At 50.7% G+C, this 26,177-nt stretch carries 25 protein-coding genes and 5 tRNA genes; 18 read left to right on the plus strand and 12 right to left on the minus strand.

Features of this window, described 5'->3' with window-relative positions:
• Positions 1 to 6: 6 nt before the first annotated feature.
• The 6 genes from BZG78_RS00495 (at position 7) to BZG78_RS00520 (ending at position 5,354) form a co-directional block, all read left to right on the plus strand.
• On the plus strand, positions 7 to 1,419 hold the full coding sequence (locus tag BZG78_RS00495; RefSeq protein ID WP_077660087.1) for an FAD-dependent oxidoreductase: 1,413 nt from the start codon (positions 7 to 9) through the stop codon (positions 1,417 to 1,419).
• Positions 1,420 to 1,521: 102 nt separating this feature from the next.
• A complete protein-coding gene (gene mtnN, locus BZG78_RS00500; protein ID WP_077660088.1) occupies positions 1,522 to 2,217 on the plus strand; it encodes a 5'-methylthioadenosine/S-adenosylhomocysteine nucleosidase in 696 nt (231 codons plus the stop codon).
• A gap of 13 nt (positions 2,218 to 2,230) precedes the next feature.
• The gene (locus BZG78_RS00505; protein ID WP_077459818.1) at positions 2,231 to 3,190 is read left to right on the plus strand and encodes a cobalamin biosynthesis family protein; all 960 of its coding nucleotides are present in this window, start codon (positions 2,231 to 2,233) and stop codon (positions 3,188 to 3,190) included.
• A gap of 12 nt (positions 3,191 to 3,202) precedes the next feature.
• On the plus strand, positions 3,203 to 4,054 hold the full coding sequence (btuF, locus tag BZG78_RS00510; RefSeq protein ID WP_021022140.1) for a vitamin B12 ABC transporter substrate-binding protein BtuF: 852 nt from the start codon (positions 3,203 to 3,205) through the stop codon (positions 4,052 to 4,054).
• Between the two features lie 20 nt (positions 4,055 to 4,074).
• Positions 4,075 to 4,686, plus strand: coding sequence for a TRIC cation channel family protein (locus BZG78_RS00515; protein ID WP_025744819.1), 612 nt, complete (start codon positions 4,075 to 4,077; stop codon positions 4,684 to 4,686).
• Positions 4,687 to 4,790: 104 nt separating this feature from the next.
• A complete protein-coding gene (locus BZG78_RS00520) occupies positions 4,791 to 5,354 on the plus strand; it encodes a flavodoxin family protein (protein ID WP_021022142.1) in 564 nt (187 codons plus the stop codon).
• Between the two features lie 102 nt (positions 5,355 to 5,456).
• Here the strand turns inward: BZG78_RS00520 and tyrS are convergent, their stop codons facing one another.
• A complete protein-coding gene (gene tyrS / locus BZG78_RS00525) occupies positions 5,457 to 6,644 on the minus strand; it encodes a tyrosine--tRNA ligase (protein ID WP_077660089.1) in 1,188 nt (395 codons plus the stop codon).
• Positions 6,645 to 6,888: 244 nt separating this feature from the next.
• Here tyrS and BZG78_RS00530 point away from each other — a divergent pair, with 244 nt between their 5' ends.
• Complete coding sequence (locus tag BZG78_RS00530; RefSeq protein WP_021022144.1) at positions 6,889 to 8,211, plus strand: peptidoglycan DD-metalloendopeptidase family protein; 1,323 nt, start codon at positions 6,889 to 6,891, stop codon at positions 8,209 to 8,211.
• 86 nt (positions 8,212 to 8,297) lie between these two features.
• Here the strand turns inward: BZG78_RS00530 and erpA are convergent, their stop codons facing one another.
• Complete coding sequence (erpA, locus tag BZG78_RS00535; RefSeq protein WP_021022145.1) at positions 8,298 to 8,639, minus strand: iron-sulfur cluster insertion protein ErpA; 342 nt, start codon at positions 8,637 to 8,639, stop codon at positions 8,298 to 8,300.
• Positions 8,640 to 8,852: 213 nt separating this feature from the next.
• Between erpA and hemL the strand changes: the two genes are divergently transcribed.
• The gene (hemL, locus tag BZG78_RS00540) at positions 8,853 to 10,145 is read left to right on the plus strand and encodes a glutamate-1-semialdehyde 2,1-aminomutase (RefSeq protein ID WP_021022146.1); all 1,293 of its coding nucleotides are present in this window, start codon (positions 8,853 to 8,855) and stop codon (positions 10,143 to 10,145) included.
• 101 nt (positions 10,146 to 10,246) lie between these two features.
• On the opposite strand, the gene glsB is transcribed toward hemL, so the two are convergent.
• A complete protein-coding gene (glsB, locus tag BZG78_RS00545; protein WP_077660090.1) occupies positions 10,247 to 11,167 on the minus strand; it encodes a glutaminase B in 921 nt (306 codons plus the stop codon).
• Positions 11,168 to 11,257: 90 nt separating this feature from the next.
• Positions 11,258 to 11,974, minus strand: a complete 717-nt coding sequence (gene trmB, locus BZG78_RS00550; protein WP_021024205.1) for a tRNA (guanosine(46)-N7)-methyltransferase TrmB — start codon at positions 11,972 to 11,974, stop codon at positions 11,258 to 11,260.
• Between the two features lie 201 nt (positions 11,975 to 12,175).
• Between trmB and mutY the strand changes: the two genes are divergently transcribed.
• From mutY to BZG78_RS00595, 9 genes are all read left to right on the plus strand, one after another.
• Positions 12,176 to 13,264 (plus strand): A/G-specific adenine glycosylase, encoded by a 1,089-nt coding sequence (gene mutY / locus BZG78_RS00555; protein WP_077660091.1) that lies wholly within the window; start codon positions 12,176 to 12,178, stop codon positions 13,262 to 13,264.
• Positions 13,261 to 13,533 carry an oxidative damage protection protein gene (locus tag BZG78_RS00560; protein WP_021024203.1) on the plus strand — a complete coding sequence of 91 codons (273 nt, stop codon included), beginning with the start codon at positions 13,261 to 13,263 and terminating at the stop codon, positions 13,531 to 13,533. The genes mutY and BZG78_RS00560 overlap by 4 nt, the downstream gene beginning before the upstream one ends.
• A 101-nt stretch (positions 13,534 to 13,634) precedes the next feature.
• Positions 13,635 to 14,777: a membrane-bound lytic murein transglycosylase MltC gene (gene mltC / locus BZG78_RS00565; RefSeq protein WP_028569759.1), complete on the plus strand. Its 1,143-nt coding sequence runs from the start codon at positions 13,635 to 13,637 to the stop codon at positions 14,775 to 14,777.
• Positions 14,778 to 14,913: 136 nt separating this feature from the next.
• A tRNA-Phe gene (locus BZG78_RS00570) sits at positions 14,914 to 14,989 on the plus strand.
• 45 nt (positions 14,990 to 15,034) lie between these two features.
• Positions 15,035 to 15,110, plus strand: a tRNA-Thr gene (locus tag BZG78_RS00575).
• 2 nt (positions 15,111 to 15,112) lie between these two features.
• A tRNA-Phe gene (locus tag BZG78_RS00580) sits at positions 15,113 to 15,188 on the plus strand.
• A gap of 4 nt (positions 15,189 to 15,192) precedes the next feature.
• A tRNA-Asn gene (locus tag BZG78_RS00585) sits at positions 15,193 to 15,268 on the plus strand.
• Between the two features lie 68 nt (positions 15,269 to 15,336).
• Positions 15,337 to 15,412, plus strand: a tRNA-Phe gene (locus tag BZG78_RS00590).
• Between the two features lie 333 nt (positions 15,413 to 15,745).
• Positions 15,746 to 17,005, plus strand: coding sequence for an HD-GYP domain-containing protein (locus tag BZG78_RS00595; RefSeq protein WP_077660092.1), 1,260 nt, complete (start codon positions 15,746 to 15,748; stop codon positions 17,003 to 17,005).
• On the opposite strand, the gene panC is transcribed toward BZG78_RS00595, so the two are convergent.
• The 8 genes from panC to thpR all read right to left on the minus strand — a co-directional run bounded on the left by panC (position 17,002) and on the right by thpR (position 23,650).
• The gene (panC, locus tag BZG78_RS00600) at positions 17,002 to 17,895 is read right to left on the minus strand and encodes a pantoate--beta-alanine ligase (protein WP_077660093.1); all 894 of its coding nucleotides are present in this window, start codon (positions 17,893 to 17,895) and stop codon (positions 17,002 to 17,004) included. The genes BZG78_RS00595 and panC overlap by 4 nt on opposite strands.
• An 11-nt stretch (positions 17,896 to 17,906) precedes the next feature.
• Complete coding sequence (gene panB / locus BZG78_RS00605; RefSeq protein ID WP_021024199.1) at positions 17,907 to 18,701, minus strand: 3-methyl-2-oxobutanoate hydroxymethyltransferase; 795 nt, start codon at positions 18,699 to 18,701, stop codon at positions 17,907 to 17,909.
• A gap of 35 nt (positions 18,702 to 18,736) precedes the next feature.
• Positions 18,737 to 19,228, minus strand: coding sequence for a 2-amino-4-hydroxy-6-hydroxymethyldihydropteridine diphosphokinase (gene folK / locus BZG78_RS00610; RefSeq protein ID WP_021024198.1), 492 nt, complete (start codon positions 19,226 to 19,228; stop codon positions 18,737 to 18,739).
• Complete coding sequence (gene pcnB, locus BZG78_RS00615) at positions 19,225 to 20,598, minus strand: polynucleotide adenylyltransferase PcnB (RefSeq protein WP_206779561.1); 1,374 nt, start codon at positions 20,596 to 20,598, stop codon at positions 19,225 to 19,227. The genes folK and pcnB overlap by 4 nt, the downstream gene beginning before the upstream one ends.
• Before the next feature lie 103 nt (positions 20,599 to 20,701).
• Positions 20,702 to 21,586, minus strand: a complete 885-nt coding sequence (gene gluQRS, locus BZG78_RS00620) for a tRNA glutamyl-Q(34) synthetase GluQRS (RefSeq protein ID WP_021024196.1) — start codon at positions 21,584 to 21,586, stop codon at positions 20,702 to 20,704.
• A 197-nt stretch (positions 21,587 to 21,783) separates the two neighbouring features.
• Complete coding sequence (dksA, locus tag BZG78_RS00625; protein WP_021024195.1) at positions 21,784 to 22,233, minus strand: RNA polymerase-binding protein DksA; 450 nt, start codon at positions 22,231 to 22,233, stop codon at positions 21,784 to 21,786.
• Positions 22,234 to 22,356: 123 nt separating this feature from the next.
• The gene (gene sfsA, locus BZG78_RS00630; RefSeq protein WP_077660095.1) at positions 22,357 to 23,079 is read right to left on the minus strand and encodes a DNA/RNA nuclease SfsA; all 723 of its coding nucleotides are present in this window, start codon (positions 23,077 to 23,079) and stop codon (positions 22,357 to 22,359) included.
• A gap of 19 nt (positions 23,080 to 23,098) precedes the next feature.
• On the minus strand, positions 23,099 to 23,650 hold the full coding sequence (thpR, locus tag BZG78_RS00635; RefSeq protein WP_077660096.1) for an RNA 2',3'-cyclic phosphodiesterase: 552 nt from the start codon (positions 23,648 to 23,650) through the stop codon (positions 23,099 to 23,101).
• Between the two features lie 65 nt (positions 23,651 to 23,715).
• Between thpR and hrpB the strand changes: the two genes are divergently transcribed.
• On the plus strand, positions 23,716 to 26,169 hold the full coding sequence (hrpB, locus tag BZG78_RS00640; RefSeq protein WP_077660097.1) for an ATP-dependent helicase HrpB: 2,454 nt from the start codon (positions 23,716 to 23,718) through the stop codon (positions 26,167 to 26,169).
• The last annotated feature ends 8 nt before the right edge of the window (positions 26,170 to 26,177 follow it).

The following is a 26,177-nucleotide window of genomic DNA, read 5'->3' on the forward strand; positions in this document are numbered from 1 at the left end:
GGACCCATGAGCCAGAACATCTATCAGTTTATTGATGTCCAGCGCATTGATCCGCGCAAAAAAGCGATTGAAACGCGCAAGATTGAGTTCGTTGAGATCTATGAGCCTTTCACCGAGAAGGAAGTATCGGCCCAAGCAGATCGTTGCCTCGATTGTGGCAACCCGTATTGCGAATGGAAGTGCCCAGTACACAACTACATTCCGCAATGGCTGGAGCTTGCCAACCAAGGGCGGATTATTGAAGCGGTAGAACTGTCACATCAAACTAACAGCTTGCCAGAAGTCTGCGGCCGAGTCTGTCCGCAAGATCGTCTGTGCGAAGGTGACTGCACTCTCAACGACGATTTTGGTGCGGTGACTATCGGTAATGTCGAAAAATACATTACCGATAAAGCCTTTGAAATGGGCTGGAAGCCTGATATGTCACATGTCGAGTGGACCGATAAAAAAGTGGCCGTGATTGGCGCAGGGCCTGCTGGTCTGGCATGCGCCGATGTGTTAGTACGCAATGGCGTTAAACCCGTCGTCTTTGATCGTTATCCTGAGATCGGTGGTTTGCTTACCTTTGGCATTCCTTCCTTTAAATTAGAAAAGGATGTCATGCGTCATCGTCAGCGCGTCTTTACCGAGATGGGTGTAGAGTTCCGCCTCAACACCGAAGTCGGCAAAGATATTGAGATGCAAACCCTCGTGGATGACTACGACGCGGTATTCTTAGGTGTGGGAACCTATCAATACATGCGTGCCGGGCTCGCGAATGAAGATGCGCCCGGTGTCTTTGATGCCCTACCCTTTTTAGTCTCCAACACCTATAAAGTGATGGATCTGGATCATGCGCCCGACTTTATCGATATGGCAGGGAAACGCGTTGTGGTCCTCGGTGGCGGGGATACGGCTATGGACTGTGTGCGTACCTCGATTCGCCAACAAGCCGCTAGCGTCACCTGTGCTTATCGCCGTGACGAAGAAAACATGCCGGGTTCACGTCGAGAAGTTAAAAATGCGCGTGAAGAGGGCGTCAACTTTATGTTCAACCTGCAACCGCTTGGCATTGAAGTGGACGATAACGGCAATGTCCGCGGCGTCACCGTTGTGAAAACCCAATTGGGAGCCCCGGATGCCGCCGGCCGCCGTCGTCCTGAGCCGATTGAAGGCAGTGAACACATACTGGAAGCTGACGCGGTGATCATGGCTTTTGGTTTTCAGCCTCATGCAATGGAATGGTTGGAACCTTACGATGTCGCACTAGACGAACGAGGACGGATTCAGGCGCCTGCCAACGGTGAGATCTTATACCAAACCACGAATCCGCGGATCTTCGCCGGCGGGGATGCAGTACGAGGATCCGACTTAGTGGTCACGGCTATCGATGAAGGCCGTAAAGCGGCGGAGGGGATCATGGATTACCTTGAAGTTTAAACGCGTTAAGATCAACGACAGCATCAGAAGTGCCTCAAAGGAGGCACTTTTTTTTTGTCTAATGTACACTAACGGCATTAACGCGCGAACAGGATTATAACCATGAAAATCGGCATTATTGGCGCAATGGAGCAAGAAGTCACTCTACTGCGCGACAAGCTAACCAGCCTAACGACGCACCATGAGGGCGGTTGCACCTTCTACTCCGGCACCTTACACGGCCATGATATTGTTTTGTTGCAGTCGGGGATTGGTAAAGTAGCGGCGGCCATTGGCACCAGCTTGTTGCTTTCACAGCACCAGCCTGATTGGGTGATCAATACCGGCTCTGCGGGTGCTTTTGAGCCCTCGCTCAATGTCGGAGACGTCGTTGTGTCTTCTCAGGTTGGTTATCACGATGCGGACGCAACCGCATTTGGCTATCAAATGGGGCAGGTGCCACAGCAGCCGGCAGTATTTGAATCGGATGAAGCCTTAATGCAATTAGCTGAGAAAGCGGTCGACGCTGATACTCATGTGGTTCGCGGACTCATTTGTACCGCAGATACCTTCGTCCACACTGACGCACATCGTCAACATATCCACACTCACTTCCCCCAAGCCGTTGCCGCAGAAATGGAAGCGGCTGCCATTGCGCAAGTTTGTGCCCAGTTCAAAACACCTTTTGTGGTAGTACGTGCTATTTCTGACGTGGTCGCAGAAAAAGAGTCACCCATGTCTTTTGAAGAATTCTTGCCTCTGGCAGCAAAAAGCTCCTCCGCCATGGTCGAAAAAATGGTGACGATGATTAACGACTAACCCGACCACGATCATGGATGCTTTGCTTAACCCGCAACAATGGATACTGTTCGCCGCCAACCACGGAAGCTTATGGGCGCTGTGGCTGGCGGTGCTGATCCACTGGTTACTGCCGCTCTCAACCCAGCACTCTCCTTTTCAATATTGGCAGCAGTATGCCGTATTGCTGGCGAGCCAAGTCAATAAAGATAACGATCCTAAACAGCAACGCAAACTCGCGGGTGGCCTCGCCTTGGCCTTGATGTGCGGCACCTTGGCTATTTTATTGATTGCCGCTCGTGAGCTCGTCTGGTCACGTCCACTCTTTGATGGGATTTTGCTTTGGCTCGCATTAGCGTGGCGACCGATTGACCAATTTGGACACGCACTCGCGCAGGCCATTGATGAGCATGATAAAGGTACCTCGCGTGCATTACTTGCGACACAGGTAAACCGAGACACTGAGTCCTTGTCATTGATCGGCATCGGTAAAGCCGGCGCCGAAACGCTGATCCTCGGCACGGCTCGGCATGGCGCCTGTGTGATCTTTTACTATGCGCTTGCCGGTGGCGTCGGTGCCCTTTTATATACCAGTGTGGTTCATCTCCATCGCGTCTGGTCACCCAGCCGACTAGCCTATTATCCATTCGGCCTTGCAACCGCACGATTACTCAACCTGGTCGACACCATTCCAATGTCGCTGTTTGCGCTCGTGTTGGCGCTAGGGCGTACGCCATGGACGCATCTCAAAGCTTGCTGGCAACAAGGCCGTCGTTGGCGCACGCCAGGACCGGGTTGGCTACTCGCCTGTGCGGGAAGCCGCTTTCAATTATCTCTCGGTGGCCCGGCTATCTATCAAGGCACGAAAACCCTCAGAACCAAAATTGGCTACGGGGTCACCCCGGCGTGTTACCACCTATTGCTTTTGCGTTTAAAATTAAAACACAGTGTTTTAATTTGGCTTGCGTTAAGCTCTTTGCTTCTTATTCTTTAAGGACTCGGATTGATGCCTCGTTTTCGCGCCCGCCTCGTGCTGCTTTTGGTATGTAGACCTGTGTTTCTCATCTCGCTTTGGGGACTGGCTTTCAGCGCTTATGCCACGTCACCTCGAGTGATCAGTCTTGCTCCTCATGCGACTGAGCTCGCCTATGCCGCAGGACTTGGTCCTCATCTAGTCGCAGCCAGCGCCTATAGTGATTACCCAGAGCAAGCAAAGTCTCTTGAACGCGTGGCCAATTACCGCGGGATAAAGTTAGAGCGCATTATCGCCCTAAAGCCTGATTTAATTTTAGCTTGGCGTGGCGGCAATCCGCCTAAACCGCTAGAAACTCTCGCTAAGATGGGATTTGAGATTCGTTACCTTAACCCCAACCAGCTTAGCGACATTGGCCAGTTTATTCGCGAGTTAGGCCGCTACAGTAAGACGTCTGATATCGCCACACGCAACGCAAAAGCCTTTGATAAAAAGCTCGCACAGCTCAAAGCGCGTTATCAGAACGCACCATCTGTACGCTATTTTTATCTACTCAGCGATACGCCTTTAATGACCGCCAGTGATCGTGCTTGGCCGAGTCAGTTATTTCGCTTATGCGGCGGGGAAAATATTTTCGCCGAAAGCCCAGCCGCCTATCCGCAAGTGAATATGGAACAGGTGATCACTCGCTTACCACAAACGGTGTTCTACACCGGTGCGACATTGCCAGAATCTTGGCAATCGATGGCTGAATTAGTGCCCGAACACGCGCAACGTTTTACCTGGCCACTGAATCCTGACTGGTTAACCCGCGCCACACCACGCGCATTGAATGCCGCAGAGCAAATTTGTACCGCCCTCGATAAAGTCCGTCACGCGCAATAGGACCTAGCATGACACAAACCATGATTCTGTATTTATTCGATTTATTTGGCACCGCCGTTTTTGCTATTTCAGGGGTGTTAGTCGCCGGTCGCTTAAGAATGGACCCCTTTGGCGTGGTGGTGTTGGCCTGTGCCACCGCCATTGGAGGAGGCACCGTCAGAGATATGGCCATGGGCGCCACACCAGCCTTTTGGATTACCGATACGCTTTATATTTGGGTGATATTAGCCACATGCGTGGCGACCATGCTGCTGATCCGCCATCCGCGCCGTCTACCTTGGTACGTACTGCCTTGCGCGGATGCGATTGGTTTAGCGGTCTTTGTCGGCATTGGGGTGGATAAAGCCCTAAGCTATGGTGCATCGCCACTTGTCGCGGTGATCATGGGGGTCATAACGGCCTGTGGCGGTGGCATTATTCGTGATGTGCTCGCGCGGGAAGTGCCTATGGTGCTGAGAACGGAAGTGTATGCAACGGCCTGTATTGCTGGCGGCATTGTCCATACTCTTGCTATCGAAGTGAGTCCAGACACAGTCACGGCATCGCTCGCCGGTATGCTCACCACCTTACTGATCCGTTTAGCGGCCATTCGCTGGCATTTATCTTTACCGCCGTTTGCGCTCGATAAATAGTGATAGCCATTAGTGTTAAGGTGTCGTGATATATGGCAAATGGTGGTTGAAATCTAGGCAGCACACCCTAATGTCATGGAGAACAGCCTAATAAAGGAGCCTCTATGATCAGCATTGCCATCATTTATCACTCTGAAGATGAACACACGCATGCACTCGCCACCACCATCGCAGAAGGCATTCATGCCGGCGATGCCGAGCCAGTGGTGTATCGCATTACATCAGAAATGATAGAAAACGGACGCTTTATCGATGATAAGCTGTTTGAAAAACTCAAAGAGGTCGACGCGATCATCTTTGGTGCTCCCACCTACATGGGTGGGCCAAGCGCACAATTTAAAGCCTTTGCCGATGCGTCCAGCCCAAGCTGGGAAACACAAGATTGGCGAGGAAAGTACGCGGCAGGCTTTACCGTAGGCACCTACCCAGGTGGCGATCAGCCCCAGACACTGCAGTATTTCCAAACCTTAGCCAGCCAGCATGACATGCTGTGGCTAAGCCTAGGCCGTGCCAATATCGGGGTAGAAAACATTAACCCAAGTGGCACAAGCCTTGGGGTGACTGCACACACTCCAGACGATGCCCAACTTAGCGAAGCCTGCCTACAAACGGCGTTTTACCTTGGTCAACACATGGTACGTGCACTAAAAGGCGTTTGGCATACCTAGTCAGTAAATCATGAGAAAAGCCCTCGCGAATCACGCGAGGGCTTTTTGTTATCAGCTAGTCATGCCTTTATACGTTACGTAGAGTCCCCTTTTAGGGGATCTCTAGCTTAACGTCACACGCGCAAACTTACGCTTACCCACTTGATATACGGCTTCACCCGCTGCTGGCACCAGCTTAGTGTCTTCCACTTTTTCGCCGTCAATTTTCACCGCACCTTGGCGGATCATACGCAGCGCGTCTGAAGTGGAATTTACCAGTCCCGCCTCTTTTAGCAAATTACCAATCGCAATACCTTGCTCAAAGGTAAAGCTTGGCATCTCATCTGGCATCGCCCCTTTTTGGAAACGATTGATAAAAGTTTGCTCGGCCGCGTCAGCATCGGCGTCTGAATGGAAACGGGCAATGATTTCTTTCGCCAGCAAGATCTTAATATCACGAGGGTTTTTACCCGCTTGAACATCTTGCTTAAACTGAGCCACTTCCTCAAGAGGGCGGAATGACAACAGCTCATAGTAATCCCACATGAGATCGTCAGAAATCGACATGATTTTACCAAACATATCATCTGGACGTTCGCTGACGCCGATGTAGTTATGGGCCGATTTAGACATCTTTTTAACACCATCAAGCCCGACTAGTAGCGGCATCGTCATCACGACTTGCGGCTTTTGTCCCGCTTGCTTTTGCAGCTCACGCCCCATTAACAAGTTAAACTTTTGGTCGGTCCCGCCCAGCTCAACGTCCGCTTCCAACGCGACTGAATCGTGGCCTTGCAAGAGTGGGTAGATAAACTCATGAATAGCTATCGCTTGGTTACTGGTATAACGCTTTTTAAAGTCATCACGCTCGAGCATACGCGCCACGGTTGAGCTCGCCGCGAGACGAATCATGCCATCCGTGCCTAATTCGCCCAGCCATTTAGAGTTAAACTCAATACGTGTTTTAGCAGGGTCTAAAATTTTAAAGACCTGCTCTTTGTAGGTTTCTGCGTTTGCCAGTACCTGCTCACGTGTCAATGGCGGGCGCGTCGTGTTTTTACCACTCGGGTCGCCAACCATGCCGGTATAATCGCCAATCAAAAAAATCACTTCATGGCCAAGCGCTTGAAAAGCTCGGAGCTTATTTAAGATCACTGTGTGACCGAGGTGGATATCCGGCGCAGTAGGGTCCGCACCGAGCTTAATGCGAAGAGGACGATCCTCTTTCAGCTTTGCCACCAGCTCGTCTTCCGGGATTACTTCATCAACGCCACGTTTTAGTTCTGCTAGCGCGGCTTCAAGGCTCGCCATAGTCTGTTGCTCCTACCTAATAGGCAAAAATGTGATAAACAGACATATTACTCGAATAGCGACAGTTTTTGAAACCAGTTAAACTGATAGAGTGTATACAGGGTGTGCGCAGTGGCTGCCATCAAAAAATGTGTGTGGTCTTTGTGTCAGCCGTGTCAAATCTACTTCAGGGCATCATCCCCAATAAAACCGATTGGGTGTCTGACTGTCATAACTTTATTCGTAGTGATTCAACATAGTCTTCATGCCGTTAAATAAACTCGCAGCCTTACCCAAGTTACATAAACTCATTATCGGTGCATTAAGTGCATTCGTAGTCTTATTAATGTTGGTGCCTGATGGCCCAAGCACCCCGCGCCCTCAACCCAATTTTGAACCGGGTAAGCACTACCCTGTCCCTGTGGATGCCGTCTCGTTACTGCCACCACAAGATGAAATGCCCGCACAGTTTAGCCGCACTATCCATTGGTCCACCTATGAGGTGCAACCGGGTGAAAGTATGGCGTTGCTGTTTAACCGCGCTGGCCTGAGCCCAACCGATCTCTATCGCCTCGTGAATGCCGATGAGCATACCCAGCGTTTGGCGTATCTGAATCCTGGTGATGAAGTACGTTTAGGCGTTGATGACAGCGGCGAGCTGGTGCAGCTGATTCAGCCACGCGGTAGCAATGAAACCCTCATCGTCAATAAGATCGATGACACCTATCAATCTCGCATTGAAACCAAACACGTTGATACCCAGATAAATTTTGCTCGAGCGACCATTCAATCGAGCTTTTGGCAAGCCGCGTCAGGCGCAGGCCTCACTCCAAACCAAATCATGCAACTGGCGGGGATTTTCGGCTGGGATGTCGATTTTGCCCTCGATATTCGTAACGGAGACAGTTTTTCCGTCTTGTATGAAGAGGAGTTTGTCGAAGGTGAACATATTGGCAGCGGTAATATTCTGGCAGCCACGTTCACCAACCGTGGTGAAACCTTTACCGCCGTGCGAGCAGAGAGTGGCAAATACTACACACCAACCGGTAAAGCGATGAAAAAAGCCTTCTTGCGCTCGCCGGTGAACTTTAGATATGTCAGTTCAAACTTTAATCCACGCCGTCTGCACCCAGTGACGGGTCGGGTCAAACCGCATCGCGGCACCGATTATGTCGCACCGGTTGGTACGCCTATCAAAGCGGCTGGTGACGGTATCGTGATGAAAGCGTCTTATAATCGCTTTAACGGCAATTATGTCTTTATCCGCCATAGCTCGACATACATCACTAAGTATTTGCACTTGACCAAACGCAAAGTGAAAACCGGCCAGCGCGTCAAACAAGGCGATATCGTCGGCACGCTTGGATCAACAGGGCGTGTTACGGGGGCGCACTTACATTACGAGTTCTTGGTCAATGGTGTGCATAAGAACCCACGCACCGTCGCATTGCCAGAAGCGAAATCCCTGCAAGGTAAAGACAAGCGAGAATTCGTTCGCTTGGCTGAATCTCGTATGGCACAGTTGAGCAAATTTAACCAGCTACTGGCGACAGTAGGCAACTTAAACCATTATAACCGTGGCGGTTAAACAGGCTATTGCGACAAAAAACGGCGCTACAGGGCGCCGTTTTTGTGATGGAACGAAAAGTCGTACGTTTTATCGCAGCCGAAAAATTAGACGCTAAATGATGCGCCACAGCCACACGTGGTGGTGGCATTCGGGTTATCAATGAAAAAGCGCGATCCTTCCAGCCCCTCGGTATAGTCGACTTTCCCACCCATTAAATACTGTAAACTCATGGGGTCCACTACCAACATCACGCCGCTTTTCTCGATCTCCATATCGCCTTCATTGACGTTTTCGTCAAAGGTAAAACCATACTGGAAGCCGCTACAGCCACCACCGGTAATGTAGACGCGTAGTTTCAGGTTTGGGTTTTCTTCTTCCTGAATCAGCGTCTTTACCTTGGTCGCCGCGGCCTCAGAAAACTCTAACGGCAAAGGTGCTTCGCTCATTGTTACCTCACATGCTCTTGGTGCTTAGTATTGGATTATCTAATACCTGAGTAAAGTGTTCAAGTATTGCGCGCTTGATCGCAATTGTGATCAGTACGTATTAATTGCCAAACTTGTTGCAATGAAATCATACTCTACCTCGCCAGTGTTCTGTATCTTTGGTTAAAATACACCGACGCAATTTAGGCGAAGCCTTACCTAACAGGATATGTCATGACCAAATCAGCACAACTTTTTCAACAAGCTAGACGCACCATTCCCGGTGGCGTGAATTCTCCCGTGCGTGCATTTGCCGGTGTCGGCGGTGACCCTGTCTTTATGGAGCGTGCTGACGGCGCGTACATCTTTGATGCCGACGGCAAAGCTTACATCGACTACGTTGGCTCGTGGGGCCCAATGATTCTCGGCCATAACCACGCCTCCATTCGAGAAGCTGTGGTTGATGCCGCCCAGCGTGGACTGAGCTTTGGTGCACCCACCGAAAGTGAAACCACTTTATCAGAACTGGTTGCTGAGCTTGTTCCATCCATGGAAATGGTGCGTATGGTGAACTCTGGCACCGAAGCGACCATGAGTGCCATTCGTCTCGCGCGCGGCTATAGCAAACGCGATAAGTTCATCAAATTTGAAGGCAACTATCATGGCCATGGTGACTGCTTACTCGTGAAAGCAGGCTCAGGCGCACTCACGCTCGGCGAGCCAAACTCCCCCGGGGTACCGGCAGATTTTGCCAAACACACGCTGACCTGCACCTATAACGATCTAGACTCGGTACGCCAAACGTTCGAGACTTACCCTGACGAGGTGGCTTGTATTATTGTCGAGCCAGTGTCCGGTAACATGAACTGTGTGCCACCACAGCCAGGTTTCTTACAAGGTTTACGCGCGCTATGCGATGAATTTGGTGCCCTGCTAATTTTTGATGAGGTGATGACGGGCTTTCGCGTGGCACTTGGCGGCGCACAAGCCTATTACGACGTCAAACCTGACTTGACTACCCTAGGTAAAATCGTCGGTGGTGGCATGCCTGTAGGTGCATTTGGTGGTCGTCGCGATGTGATGGAATACTTAGCACCGACCGGTCCGGTTTATCAGGCGGGCACCTTGGCCGGTAACCCGGTCGCCATGGCAGCTGGTTTCGCGTGTCTTAGTGAACTACGTCAACCAGGCAATCATGATTACCTCAATAGTGTCACCAAGCAACTTGCTGAGGGTTTTAAAGCCTTGGCCGACAAACACGGTATTCCATTAGCGACCAACCGAGCCGGTGCAATGTTTGGTTTTTTCTTTACGGACCAAGACACAGTCACTTGCTTCAAAGACGTGCAGCAGTGCGATACTGAGCGCTTTAAGCGTTTCTTCCACTTAATGCTCGAACAAGGTATCTATCTCGCACCGTCTGCGTTTGAAGCCTGCTTTACCTGCTTGGCGCACGGCCAAAAGGAAATTGATGCGACACTGGCAGCGGCTGACCACGCCTTCGCTACGCTCGCGGCACAAGGCTAACCAAGGGCGTATAGCCCAGTCATAACCGTTACGCCTAATAACAAAAAGCCCCGCTCATCGTGCATGCGGGGCTTTTTATTCACCGGAATCGTGGGCTAGGATCAGAAAATAGACCGCCCAATCCGAGCAGATAACAGCTCTAAAGCGGCGGTGCCTGCTAACGAGTTACCCGATGGATCCAGTTCTGGCGACCAAACGGCAATCGACATTTCGCCTGGCACAATTGCAATAATCCCACCGCCAACGCCAGACTTGCCAGGCATACCGACACGGTAGGCAAACTCACCCGCACCATCATACAAGCCACATGTCGCTAAGAGCGCATTCATTTGCTTGCTTTGCGTCGGCGTTAAAATCCGCGTTTTTCCCGATAAAGGCGTTCCTTGATTCGCCAGGTAGAAAAAGGCTTTGGCCAAATCAACACAACTCATTTCTAATGCACAATAGTGGAAATAATTAGTTAAAACCGGCACCACCTCATTGTCAAAATTGCCAAACGCGCGCATCAGATAAGCAATTGCCGCATTGCGATCACTATGCTGCATTTCTGAATCCGCAACCACCTTGTCATAACAAAGATGGGGGTTGCCCGCTAACTGACGCACAAACTCTAACATCCGCTGGCGAGGGGCTGATTGACGCGTATGCAGCATATCACTGACGACTAAGGCGCCAGCGTTGATAAACGGATTACGCGGGATCCCCTGCTCCATCTCAAGCTGGATTAATGAGTTAAAAGCCTGACCAGAGGGCTCTTTACCAACCCGTGTCCATATTTCTTCCGCGCGATAATTTTGCATTGCCAATGTCAGGCTTAACGCTTTAGAAATCGACTGGATAGAAAAGGCTTCGTCCGCGTCACCGGCGGTGATCAGGTCGCCATCGTTGTAGCAAACCGCAATACCGAGTTTATGATTCGGCACATCCGCAAGGGCTGGAATGTAATCAGCCACCTTACCGCTACCCATTAAAGGACGGACATCCTCCAGGATTTGCGCTAACAGTTGAGAGCTTGGTTTCACCAACAGGATCCTTTTACAACAGGGGACAAAAAAGCCAACCTGAGGTTGGCTTTCCGCTTTCACTTATCTGCGCCGTCGCGCCTTAGCACATTAGGCTGTGCGTGTGTATTTGATATCCCATACACCATGACCCAGGCGCTGCCCGCGCTGCTCAAATTTAGTCAGCGGGCGCTCTTCAGGACGAGGAACATAATAGCCCTCTTTTGCGATATTTTGATAGTGAGGCGCCGCTTCCATCACTTCGATCATGTGCTCAGCATAGTTTTCCCAGTCAGTCGCCATGTGGAATACGCCACCCATTTTTAGCTTGTCTCTTACCATTTCAGCGAACGGTAACTGCACAATACGGCGTTTATGGTGACGTTTTTTATGCCATGGGTCAGGGAAGAAAAGTTGCACCGTGTCCAAGCTTTCTTTCGGCAACATTTGCTCAAACACTTCGACCGCATCGTGGCACATCACACGCAGATTGGTGACACCGGCTTCACGCGCTGCCATTAAACAGGCGCCCACACCAGGGGTATGCACTTCAATACCCACAAAGTTCTTCTCAGGGGCATTTTTTGCCATTTCAACCAAAGAGGCGCCCATGCCAAAACCGATTTCTAACACCACAGGATTATCATTACCAAACACCTGCTGCCAATCAAGCTCGGTGGCGTCAAAGTCAATCCCCATGGTAGGCCAGGATTCGTTTAGCGCTTGCTCTTGCCCTTTCGTTAAACGGCCTTCGCGACGCACAAAACTGCGTACTTTACGAATAACTTTGCCATCCTCGGTGAGTTCGGTTTTAGTGACTTCAGTCATGATTGGGTGCCTGTGATGCAGTAGTAATGATGCCGGTAGCCGTCACCATCGATTGTTGGAAATCTAAACGGACTGCGCATTATGCAAAGTTTTTGCGATAGCGCAAGGTGGACGCGCTGATCCTATTAGTACGCCCTGCCGTTAGTGTACCCTGTGGCCTGCCTTTGTGCACGTGTGAGCAAAACAATAAGAGAGAACACAGTGAGTCAATCATTTTCCGATGCCATCTTAAACTGGTATGAGCAATATGGCCGTAAAACCTTACCTTGGCAGCAAAACAAAACGCCATATAAAGTCTGGCTCAGTGAGATTATGCTGCAACAGACCCAAGTAAGCACAGTAATCCCTTATTTTGAACGGTTTATGGCACGGTTTCCGACCGTTATCGACTTAGCGAATGCCGATCAGGATGAAGTTCTTCATTTATGGACGGGGTTAGGATATTACGCCCGTGCCCGCAACCTTCACAAAGCGGCACAAGTGATTGCCAACCACCATGATGGCGTATTTCCTACCACGCTCGATGAGGTCATGGCGCTCCCAGGTGTCGGCCGCTCAACCGCCGGCGCCGTGCTTTCTTTGTCGCTCAGTCAACCGCACCCCATTTTAGACGGCAACGTCAAACGCACCTTAGCGCGCTGTTTTGCCGTCGAAGGTTGGCCGGGTAAAAAGCCGGTAGAAAACAAGTTATGGGAGATTGCCGAAACACTCACGCCCACCACAGATACCGACAAGTACAACCAAGCCATGATGGATATGGGCGCGATGGTTTGTACACGAAGCAAGCCTAAATGTGATCTTTGCCCTGTTGCCGACCGCTGCGAGGCACGTGCACAAGGTCGGCAAATGGATTTTCCTGGCAAAAAACCGAAAAAAACCTTACCGGTCAAACAAACCAGTTTTTTGCTGATCCAGCATCAAGATGAAATCTGGTTAGAGCAACGACCACCAAGCGGCCTTTGGGGCGGGTTATGGTGCTTGCCTGAAGCGGTTGAGCACACGCTCAAGGCCGATATTGCCGATAAGCTACATAATATCAAACCGGTCAAAACTGAGGTCTTAACCGCGTTTAGACATACCTTCAGTCACTTTCACTTAGATATTGTACCGATTAAAGTCTCGGTGGCTGAGCGACCGCAAATCATCATGGAAGCCAACCAAGGGCTTTGGTATAACTTATCACAACCTGCAAAAGTAGGATTAGCGGCCCCAGTGAAAAAGCTGTTAACCTTGCTTGAACATGAGCGCCAACAATCTCTAACCGGCGATGACAAGGAGCCTAGATTATGAGCCGTACCGTATTTTGCCAACGCCTCCAAAAAGAAGCCGATGGACTCGATTTTCAACTCTACCCGGGAGAGTTGGGCAAACGCATTTATGACAATATTTGCAAAGAAGCCTGGGCGGAATGGCAAAAGAAGCAAACCATGCTTATCAATGAAAAGAAGCTCAATATGATGGATCCTGAACATCGTAAGATCATTGAACAAGAAATGGTCAATTTTTTGTTTGAAGGAAAAGACGTGCAAATCGATGGCTATGTGCCACCCGAAGCGTAAATTCCGTGGTGTCGCCCACAGCTAGGCGGCTTGACCACAGCAACGCACCCGCATTGTGTTACGCTCAATGCGGGTGTTTTTTTATCCTAATGCAATCAAAAATGACACGAATACTCTGTTTGTTAGTGTGCTGTTATGGCGCGTTGCTTTCCGGCTGCAGCCGAGAGAGCGTCGAAAAATATGTGGGCGTGGATTACCAAACGACTAACCGGTTTGCGAAAAATCTAGCGCCTATTCCAGGGCAATTCGAAAAAGATATCGACGCCCTGAATCAGCTTATCAGCCAATTTACTGGCAAAATCGAAGTCCGCTGGGGCGAAGATCAAGTCTTTGTTTCCGGAAAACGTGACTACGTCAAATACACGGATAATTACAAAAGTCGCGCACGAATCGACTTTGAACGCGGTGTGATCCAAGTGGAAACCGTCGCAACTGACGATCCGAAAGATCACCTCAGACAAGCCATTGTCACCACCCTATTAACCCCGCGCGATCCTGCTTCTGTGGATCTTTACTCTGCAGCAAAAGTTCCGCTGACGGGACGCCCATTTCTCGAAGGGCAAGTGGTTGATCACGAAGGTAAAGCCATCACCTGGCAATGGCGCGCCAATCGCTTTGCTGACTATCTTATTGACCGGCGGCTAAAGAAAAAACAGGTCCGTTTTCAAAACATGTATTTTGTCACTATTCCTATGGTGACGGATCACGCCGCACAACGCAGCTATCAATATGCGGATATTGTCCGTCGTGCCTCTGAACGTTATGGCATCTCTGAAAAGCTGATTTATGCCATTATTAAAACCGAGAGTAGCTTTAACCCGTATGCTGTGAGCTGGGCCAACGCCTATGGATTGATGCAAGTGGTCCCGAAAACGGCGGGACGCGATGTATTCAAACTGGTAAAAAAACGTCGTGGCCAGCCCACACCTGAGTACCTTTTTGATCCAGAAAAGAACATTGATATGGGAACCGCCTATTTCTATATTCTCAAAAATCGCTATCTCAAAGCGGTGCGAGACCCACTTTCTTTGCACTACAGTATGATTTCCGCTTATAACGGCGGCACCGGTAATGTGCTACTGACCTTTGATAATAACCGCGAGCGTGCAATGCAAGACCTGAACCGTTTAAAACCTAACCAAGTCTACTGGGCGCTAACCCATCGCCACCCCTCTTCGGAGTCAAGACGCTACTTACAAAAGGTCACACGCTATCAAAAAGACTTCGCGCAACTTCCCCAGTAAACCGCGATAAGGGTCGAATTTTTGCGTGTTTTTATCGCACTTCGCTGTCTTTTTATCCAAACAATGCGATATCCGGACTTTTTTCAAAAAAACAGTTGACGGTGAGACCGAAAATCCGTTTAATAGCGCCCCGTTAGCCCGGATAGCTCAGTCGGTAGAGCAGGGGATTGAAAATCCCCGTGTCGGTGGTTCGATTCCGCCTCCGGGCACCATATAATGAAATAATGGTGTGACACACAGTATTTCGCGATTTGTGTGCCGGCTTAGCTCAGTTGGTAGAGCAACTGACTTGTAATCAGTAGGTCGCCAGTTCGACTCCGGCAGCCGGCACCATTGCCTCGATAGCTCAGTTGGTAGAGCAGGGGATTGAAAATCCCCGTGTCGGTGGTTCGATTCCGCCTCGAGGCACCATTATTCCCCCATAGTTCAGTTGGTAGAACGGCGGACTGTTAATCCGTATGTCACTGGTTCGAGTCCAGTTGGGGGAGCCACTTTTAAAGAAAGCGCTAGTCCGAAGGCTAGCGCTTTTTTGAAGTTTTCATGTTATAACATGTAAAACGCCCGGATAGCTCAGTCGGTAGAGCAGGGGATTGAAAATCCCCGTGTCGGTGGTTCGATTCCGCCTCCGGGCACCATATTAGAAATAGCCCTACTCTCTCGAGTGGGGCTTTTTTTTATGCTTGCACCGACACCCGTGCCGGTGACCTTGCAGGCCGCGATCTATTCCGCCTCCGGGCACCATATTAGAAATAGCCCTACTCTCTCGAGTGGGGCTTTTTTTATGCTTGCACCGACACCCGTGCCGGTGACCTTGCAGGCCGCACCTTGCAGGCCGCGATCTATTCCGCCTCCGGGCACCATATTAGAAATAGCCCTACTCTCTCGAGTGGGGCTTTTTTTATGCTAATCTATGTGCTAATTCTTTCTTCTCATGATTTCTCATCTCATGGAACGAGTGCCGTATCCACATGTCAGCTAGCATCAAACTGTCTACAGACAGACTCCAAGCCGGTATTTATATCAAACTCCCTTTAAAGTGGCGTGAGCACCCTTTTATGCTCAACCGCTTTCAAATCGAGAGTGACGCCCAAGCTAAGCTGATACGCTCTCTACCCACGAGCTTTGTTTATTACTATCCAGATAAAAGTACCGCCGTGCCCTTGCCTGCGCTGGCAGAAAAAAAAGAAAATCCAGATGAAATTGACCCAAACGCGGTCAGCCGAGACAAAGAGGCAATGGAGCGAGAAAAACAACAGCGCATAGAAGAACAGCGTCGCTTTCATGCTCGGATCCAAAAAGTACAGAAACACTATCAGCGTTCAATGGCACAACTACGTGCTATCAATATGAAAGCCTCAAACCGCCCTCAGGCAGCCAACGAGGATGTTCGTATGCTGGTTGATAGTATGATGCTATTTGGCAGTGAATCGAATGTCACCTTGCATCTGATGGATGATCCGACATTGGCGGAAGATATGTATGCGCACTCGCTAAACGTTGCCGTCTTAGCTTTAATGGTGGCACGCAGTCATGGCTATAACAACGATCAGATTCGCTCCCTCATGACAGGCGCGATATTGCATGACATTGGGACCAAAAAAGTCCCCTCTGCGATTGTCCGTAAAAAAGAGCGTTTAACCGACCCTGAAATGAACTACTACCGTCAGCACGTGAACTATGGCGCGGAATTAGTAGCAGAAATGGACGAATGCACGCCCGAAGTAGAGGCTATCATTACTCAACATCATGAATTTGCTGATGGCAGTGGGTTTCCAAAAGGTCTGAATGGTGATGAGATTGAGGAGCCTGCGCAGATTGTTGGCATGGTTAACTTTTTCGATCGCTTATGCCGCCCACAGTTTGGTGCGCCCGCTCGTATGCCCTTTGCGGCTTTGTCTCACTTGTTTAAAGAGAATAAAGCAAAGTTTAATCCGCGTCTGCTAGCGTTATTCGTCAAGATGATGGGCGTCTACCCGCCCGGTACAGTGGTTAAACTCTCTAATGAGGAAGTCGGTATTATTATTTCGGTTAACAGCACCGCACTGCTCAAACCAAATGTGATGATTTATGATCCCGACATTCCGTCGGATCAAGCGACCATTATTGACATGCGTGATAGTGAACTAGAGATAGACACGGCCGTGCCTATCTCTAAACTCCCTGAGGAGGTGAAAGCGTACTTAAAACCAAGGACACGTATTTCGTACTTTATGGATGCAGACAGTTAGTGGTTCGCGGTCTCTGTCTTGTCCGCTTTTTCCGTCGCACGCTGTAAATCGACCATGAAGTTATCAATCAAGCGTGTGGTACCGAGGTAGGCCGCCACCAAAATAACCGCTTGGCGGCTATTATCAGTGATCGTCCCTAGCGAGTCAGCATCGCGGATGTAGAACTCGTCGGGCTGAAGACCCGCAGCACGCAGCTGATCGTGCGCATCCTCAATCAGATCATCCAGATCACGCCGTCCATTACGCATTTGCGCACTCATCCAACGCATCGTTTTTGCAAGCACAGGGGCACGCTGGCGCTCATCCACGGTTAAATTGTTATTGCGAGAGCTCATGGCTAAACCATCGCTTTCACGCACGGTTGGCACACCAATAATATCAATCGGCATCGCCATATCTGTAACCATTTTGCGGATGACAGCAAGCTGCTGGAAATCTTTTTCCCCAAAACACGCTACATTAGGCTGCACGAGGTTGAATAACTTAGTCACCACGGTCGCGACACCACGAAAATGGCCCGGACGAGACGCGCCCTCTAGCATGGATGAGAGTTTTGGTACCTCAACCGCTGTATGTGCCTCAAGGCCGTGAGGATAGAGGGTATCAACGCTTGGCGTAAAGACAAGATCGACACCTTCTTCACGCAACTTGGTTAAGTCATCATCCAAGGTGCGCGGGTAGTTAGCCAGATCGTCAGCGCGATCAAATTGCATGGGATTAACAAATATACTAACCACCACCACATCTCCCTGCTCTCGGGCTTTACGGACTAAGGTTAAGTGGCCTTGATGTAAGTTTCCCATGGTGGGCACAAACGCAATACGCTTGGCCGCTTTTTGCCACTGGCCGACGTGATCGCGCAGTGGCGCAACCTCAGAAATTATCTGCATACTCGGTCTCTCTATTTAAACGTGTGGGCGGGACCGGGAAATTCGCCGCTCGCCACTTCTTGCACGTACTTGGCCACCGCTTCGCGGGCATCACCTGTTTCTGCCAAATAGTTTTTCGAGAATTTGGGCATATAGTTAGCCGATACGCCAAGCATATCGTGCATGACCAAAATCTGACCATCTGTGTCACTGCCGGCTCCAATACCGATGACAGGTACCGAGACGGTGTCGGTAATCCGCTTGGCGAGTGACGCTGGCACGCACTCAAGTAGGATGATTTGTGCACCTGCCTGCTCTAGTGCAACGGCGTCGGCCACCATCTGTTCGGCTTTTTCATCGTCACGCCCTTGCACGCGAAAGCCGCCGAAGATATTCACCGATTGCGGTGTCAGGCCCAGGTGCGCGCAAACCGGTACCGCACGCTCAGTCAACATTTTTACGGTTGGTGCTAACCAGGCACCGCCCTCAATTTTGACCATGTTGGCGCCCGCTTTCATCAATTCAGCGGCATTCGTACACGCCTGCTCGGGGGTTGTACAGCTCATAAATGGCATATCGGCCATTAACAAGCTATTCGGGCTGCCTGCACGCACGCAACGCGTATGATAGGCCAAATCGGCAACGGATACGGATAAGGTATCGCTTTTCCCTTGTAGCACCATACCTAAGGAGTCGCCCACCAGCAAAACAGGGACATCCTGTTGCTCAAACAGCTGAGCAAAGCTCGCATCATAGGCGGTAAGGGATGCAAACTTTTGTCCTTGTTGCTTCCATGTGATCAGATCAGTAATTGTGATTTTTTTCATTGTGTCTCCCAAAGCCTGAAACTGGGGCCCACCGATTAAGCGTGATCGCAGATACGGGTTAAACCGTTACGATCCACGCGCGTCAGGCACGCGGCGAGCGTACTGCCATCCGGCAAGCACAAGTCGGGGGCGATGTCGGCAAGTGGATAAAGCACGAACTCACGTACTTTCATGCCGTAATGTGGCACCGTCAGTCGTGGATGCTCGATAACACGGTCACCATAAAGCAAAATGTCGAGATCTAAGGTTCTTGGGCCCCAACGTTCTGCTTTGCGTTCCCTGCCATAATCAAGCTCAATCGCTTGCGTGGCATCCAATAGTGTCAGAGGGTCAAGGTGGGTGTCCAGCGCAGCTACTGCATTGACATAATCAGGCTGATCCGCTGGCCCCATTGGCCGACTGGTATAAAGAGAAGACACGGCTACCCAAGAACTTTGCGGCAGTGTTTTTAGTGCCGCAATCGCCTGTTGTGCTTTTTTTATCGGCTCACCTAGGTTGCTGCCAATCGCTATATACACTCGGTTCATGCGTCTGAGTTCGACTGCGGTTTGCGCCGACGCGGCGGCCCTTTACGGCGGCGTGATTTAGGGGAGCGCGTGTTGCTAACCTTGTTGATCGCACGCACCATTTTTTGACGCCCTCCCTGATCGGCGCGTTGAAAGTCTCGCCACCACGCACACAATGCTTCCGTGTCATCACCTTCTACCGCACCGCGCATTTCTAGCAAATCAAACGCCGCGCGGAATTTTTTCTCTTCCAACGTTTTGAATGCGCGCGCTCCCGTACGACGGGTCATGCGCATTTGTAATTGCCAGACTTCTCGCACCATCGCGGTAAAACGGCGAGGGATGGCGACGGTTTTCACTTGTTCGTCAACAATATCACTCGCCGCTACCATAAAGGCATCGTAGTAACTTAAACCACTTTCAAACGCCATTTCTTCAGCACGTGTCACCAAGGGATACCAAAGCATCGCCGCAAATAAGAAAGCGGGATTGATGCGCTGCTCGTTAGCAACGCGTTTATCCGTTGAACGTAACACCTGCTCAAGCATTTGTTCAGTTTGACTGGTTTGCGCTTCAGTAAAGTGGGCCGCGACCGCAGGGAAAAGCTGCTGAAATAAGTTGTACTCACGCAGCATTTGGTAGGTTGCAAGTCCCTGCCCCGCTTGCAGCAGCTTTAAGCTTTCTTCAAACATACGTGCCGCGGGAATATCTTGTAATAAGGGCGCCAACTCAACCATCGGTGCCGCGGTTGCATCATTAATGGTCATGTCCAGCTTCACCGCAAAACGCACGGCTCGAAGCATACGTACCGGATCTTCTCGATAGCGCGTTTCTGGGTCCCCGATCAGGCGAACAATGCGATTGTTTAGATCGTCCAGTCCAAGGGCATAATCACGAATAGAGAAGTCAGCAATGTTGTAATACAGTCCATTAATGGTGAAGTCGCGGCGCTGCGCATCTTCATCAATGGTGCCGTAGACATTATCGCGCAGCAGCATACCGTCTTCAGAACGTGCTGTTTGCTTGTCTTTTTTGTCTGGCTCGCTTTTGCCGTGATGACCTCGAAAAGTTGCCACTTCAATCACATCTCGTCCAAACAAAATATGGGCAAGGCGAAAACGGCGGCCAATCAGACGACAATTACGGAATAACTTTCGCACCTCATCCGGTGTGGCATTGGTGGCGATATCAAAGTCTTTAGGTTCGCGATCCAATAGCAGATCGCGCACCCCTCCGCCAACGAGGTACGCTTCATAGCCCGCTTTATGCAGGCGATAGAGCACTTTCAGCGCATTTTCGCTGATACCTTTGCGCGAAATGCCGTGTGCTTTGCGGGGGATAACTTCCAACTTAAGATCCTCAATTGCTCGTGTTTTACCATCACGATTCAGAACCTTACGGCAAAAGCTGGTCACTCGATTAAAGATAGCTCACCTCATATTTGATTGTTCGGGCCATGAAACAGCGGCATATAATATATCAGGGTGGGCCATTTTAGAATGCTGTCGTCACTTCCGTTTGTTTGGGTAAGTGCGTCAACGACCACGTATTGACCGCAAGATTCAGTAATTCAGTAGGCGTTGCCACCTTTTCCTCTGCGACTGCGTGTAAACCAAGAAACCGCATCGCTGCACGTAACGCGGGCAGCGGGGCTTGATTATCAATAGCTGGCGCACGATTTTGTTTCGATAGTTTTTGCCCCTCCGCATTTAATGCCAACGGGAGGTGCAGGTAGTGCGGCAGTCGCGCGCCTAACAGACGATATAATCCAATATGGCGTCCCGTTGGAACAATTAAATCCGCTCCTCGGACAATGTCTGTGACCCCTTGGTCAATATCGTCTAACACGACGGCAAGATTATACGCATAGAGCCCATCTCGGCGCTTAATGATAAAGTCTTCGTTAGCCAATTGCTGATCAAGAGGCAACGAACCATGCAGTCGATCGTTAAACGCTAACACTTCAACCGGACTTTTTAGCCTCACCGCAGCGTGTTCAGCCGCTTTGTTTTTATCTCGGCACCAACCTGGATAGACGCCACCTGCCTGTTTAATTTGACGCCGTGTACACGTGCAATAATACGCGCGCCCTGACGCTAGCCAAGCATCAATTTGCGCCTGATAGTCACCTAGATGCTGGCTTTGATAACGAACCGCACCATCCCAATATAGGCCGTACGCCTCAAGCGTGCGCAGAATCTCACTGGCCGCGCCCGGCTTTTCTCGTGGCGGATCGATATCTTCAATCCGTACCAGCCATCGGCCATGATGGGCACGAGCATCTAAATAAGAGCCCAGCGCAGCCACCAATGAGCCAAAGTGTAAAGGTCCTGATGGCGACGGCGCAAAACGACCGATATAAGCAGCGTGCGATGTCATGATAAACGAATGAACTCGGGTCTCAGCGCCATGGGCGGATAATGAATAGCGCAAATTGTACGGGGATCTTGCATGAACACAAGCGTCTACAAACACAAAAAGGGAGCCGAAGCTCCCTTTTATTTTATGGGGTGATTACTATTTTGTGGGATGATAGCCGCCCGCGATATTTTTGCGCGCGACTCCCTCAGTGATGATTATCCCGCCATTTGCTTTTCTTTCAGCTCAGCGAGTGTTTTACAATCAATACATAGCTCGGCGGTTGGACGCGCTTCTAAGCGACGAACGCCAATCTCGATGCCACATGAGTCGCAAAAGCCAAAATCATCGTCTTCGATACGCTGGAGTGTCTTATCAATTTTCTTGATCAGCTTACGCTCACGATCTCGGTTACGTAACTCTAGGTTAAATTCCTCTTCCTGCGCTGCACGATCGACAGGATCGGGGAAATTTGCCGCCTCATCTTTCATATGATTCATGGTGCGGTCGACTTCTTCCCTGAGCTGATTACGCCATGCATTGAGGATTTTACGGAAATGCTCGAGCTGTGGCTCGCCCATATATTCCTCTCCAGGTTTCTCCTGGTATGGCTCTAATCCAGCTAAGGCCAGGATGCCCAGCGATTTCTTTTCTTTGCTTTCTGGCATTCAGCTTCTCCTAAAAAACCTTGACATGACACGTGTCTGTCAAATGAGGGCGCTATCTATAGCAGAAAGCCTTTAGGGTGGCAATCTTTGATTTACGCCCCGCAACGCCCAATGTGAACATGCTTACACTTTTGTTGTGTGAGCAACAAAAGGTACGGAATTAACCAGATTTAGCTCACTCGCTGACACCTGAGCTTGATAGCAAATGACTTCAACCCCCGAGGCCAGCGCATAATTGAGCAGCTGGTTATAATCCGGGTCGATATGGGGGGCTCCTGTGACTTTTTCAATCCCCGAGTGCAAAACAACAAACAATAAAACCGCGCGGTGTCCTTGTTCGACCATCGCAATCAGCTCACGGAGGTGTTTTTGTCCTCGCGTCGAGACAGCATCAGGGAATGCGCCCCAACCATCACCCTCTAATAAAGTGACACTCTTCACTTCTATATAGCAGTCGGATTTGTCATCGTCACGTAACAGCAAATCAATACGGCTATTTTCGCTGCCATAGCGTACTTCTGTCTGTAATTGTGCATAACCGGCTAGTTCAGGGATACGGTCAGCTTGCACCGCTTCAACGGCCAAGGTATTGGCACGCGTGGTGTTCACGCAAATCCAATCTCCCTGCTGAGTATGATTGAGCTCCCAACTGTGTGGATACTTACGCTTCGGATTATTTGACGTCGAGTACCACACAGTATCTCCGGGCGTTGCACACCCGGTCATTGCGCCAGTATTGGCACAATGGATGGTCAGGCGCTCGCCATTGTCTAAGGTCACATCGGTCAAAAACCGTTTATAACGACGTACTAAGGTTGCCGACGCTAGTGGTGGGGAAAACTGCATCTGCCGTTCCTGCTGATGATTAACAAAGGCTGAATTGATGCAGGCATTGGTATAACGCCCGCCCCTCATTGTCTCGCGGTATCGATTCATCCGACGCGGAGGAAGACGAAGCATATAAGCCAAAGCGTTGACAGGCAAATGTCTGTGTTGGCAAAGGTGGCAGGTGTAAGGCTTGTTGATGCTTAACGCCACGACGCAAGGTAATATGCGGAGTAAACGCATGACTGTCCGCTTTAGCGTGCCAAACAGGTAAGGTTTGTAAGTGATGGGCTAGATCAAACAATTCCGGCGGGGGTTGGTTGAACGTCACACACGCAATTTTCGGCTGCTCCCATACTTCAACACCTGAGGTAGTGAGAGAAAACGCAGGCAGAGCCAGGTTACTTGCCGCGGTTTGGAGCGCAGGGAGCTTAGTATCAGGGACCTCACCCAAAAACGCCAAGGTGAGATGTAAGTTCTGATCGGGCACCGCGCGCGCCTCACCACAAAGATGATGGTTGTAGCGAACAAGTTGCTCCCAAGCGGCTTGATTGGTTTTCTCGTCCAAACCTAATGCGAAAAATAGTCGCATGGGCTCTCCTTTTACACTCAGTCCGTTAAAATAGCGGCTTTGATTCTGACACAAAGGGCAAATTCTTGTCTCAGCTTCCGATTGATACCGTGATTCCTGACCTTATCGCCGGGCTATCAACGCATCCACAGATCATCGTCTCCGCGCCACCGGGGGCCGGGAAGTCAACACGCTTGCCACTCGCGCTGCTTGAGCAGACAACGCGAGAGGGAAAAATCGTGTTGCTGGAGCCGCGTCGGCTTGCGGCGCGCAATATTGCCCGCTTCCTCGCCCATCATTTGAATGAGCCTATCGGCCAAACGGTCGGGTTAAGAATGCGTGGCGAGACAAAAGTCAGTGCTAACACACGATTAGAAGTCGTGACCGAGGGGGTGATGACCCGCTTACTGCAAACTGACCCCATGCTCGACGGTGTGAACCTGATTTTATTCGACGAGTTTCACGAACGCAGTTTACATGCTGATCTTGCCCTCGCATTAAGCTTAGATTGCCAAGCAGGATTACGTGACGATCTGCGCTTGGTCGTCATGTCCGCCACCTTAGATAATCAAGCCTTATGTCAGTATTTGCCCAACGCACTCACACTCGCCACTGAGGGGCGCAGTTTCCCGATTCATTATCAGTATCACCCGCTTTCACGGCACACATCGTGGGCAAGTGCTGTTGCCAGTGCGAGCTTGGATTTTATGGCTCAGCACAGCGGCTCGGCACTGCTTTTTCTTCCCGGTATGGGCGCAATTCGACAGGTTCATGACGCCATTAAAGGGCGCCTTCCTAGTGACATAGATCTCCACTTACTCCACGGCAGCCTTGATATTTCAGCCCAGCAAGCGGCTATTTATCCCGCACCGGCTGGCATGCGCAAGTTAGTACTCACCACCAACATTGCTGAGACCAGCTTAACCATTGAAGGGATCCAGCTGGTGATCGATGCGGGGCTTGAGCGCATGATCATGCATCAGGCGCAAACAGGCCTTGATAAGCTGGTGACAAGACAAGTCACGCGCAGTGCTGCGATCCAACGAGCGGGCCGCGCAGGTCGCCTCGCACATGGACACTGCTTACGGCTTTATAGTGAAGAGCAATTTCAGCGCTTACCAGTTGCACCGACTGCGCCTATTTTGCGTGAAGATTTAACCGATCTTGCCCTCAATGTGATCCAGTGGGGCTGCGGAGTCAAAGATTTACATTGGCTTGACGTACCGCCCACCAAACATTGGCAAGCCGCCTTTCTAAGACTGACACAATTAGGGCTGATTGATGCACGCCACGGATTAACCACCTTGGGGCAACGCGCAAGCCACTTGGCAGCCAGCCCTCGTACTGCCGCCATGTTGGCACGCGTTGAAAAAGCCGATACCTCGACGCTATCCACCGCGTGCTGGCTGGCGGCGTGGGCCGAAAAACCCATGACCTCGGGGGCCTCACTGGCACTTATCGACCAATTGCGCGTAGCGATGTCCTACAAAGACTATCAGCACCGCGCACAGTCACTAGCCCGTAGTGTTGGCATTGCCTTGCAACCTCAGTTCGATGATACCCTGCTGCCGCTACTGGCCGCTAACATTTGGCCAGATAGAATCGCACTGGCACGCGGAAAATCGGGCCGCTTTATGATGGCCAATGGCCACGGCGTCATCTTGGACAGCCAAGACCCACTCAGCCGTGCCGACGCCATCGTCATCTGTGATGTAATGGCCGGTGATCAAGGGGACTGTCGGGCCTATAGTGCGATTGCTCTCTCACTGACTGCGCTTCAAAATGCGCGTCCCGATTTATTTAGCCATCGCGATGTGGTCGCATGGGATGATAAACGTGGCACACTGAAAGCAGAAAAGCAGCAATGTTTGGGCGAATTAGTCCTCGCTTGCGAACCGCTCGACACGCTGAGTGCCGAGCAGCAAACGCAAGGGCTATTGGATGCCGTTCGCCAAAAAGGCATAGATGCATTGAATTGGCAAAGCGCCAGCCAGTCCTTATTGATACGTGCACGCTGCGCCCAAGCATGGGGATTGGATATTGCGCTGCCGTCACTCAGCGATGCAGACTTACTCGCTTCGCTCGATACCTGGCTGGCCCCTTTTATTCATGACATGTCACGCTGGCAAGCGCTCCAGCAATTGGATCTCAAACCCGTATTGGAAGCCTGGTTCGGCTTTGCGGTGACCAAGCAATTAAATGCGGCACTGCCCACACATATAACAGTGCCAACCGGGTCGCGTTATCCACTGCGTTATACCCCGGACAGTGCACCGGTACTGGCCGTGAAAATGCAAGAAATGTATGGACAGGCACAAACTCCAATGCTCGCCAACGGCCACGTTGCCGTGCAAGTTGAGCTGCTCTCACCCGCCGGACGTCCATTACAAATTACCCAAGATCTCGCCGGCTTTTGGCAAGGGAGTTATAAAGAGGTGCAAAAGGAAATGAAAGGGCGCTACCCTAAGCACCTTTGGCCGGATGATCCGGCTAACCATGCGCCAACTCGTCAAACCAAACGCCGTTTTAACCAGAGTTAATCGATTGT

Source organism: Salinivibrio sp. MA351 (genome assembly GCF_001996065.1).
GTDB classification, from domain to species: Bacteria; Pseudomonadota; Gammaproteobacteria; order Enterobacterales; family Vibrionaceae; genus Salinivibrio; species Salinivibrio costicola.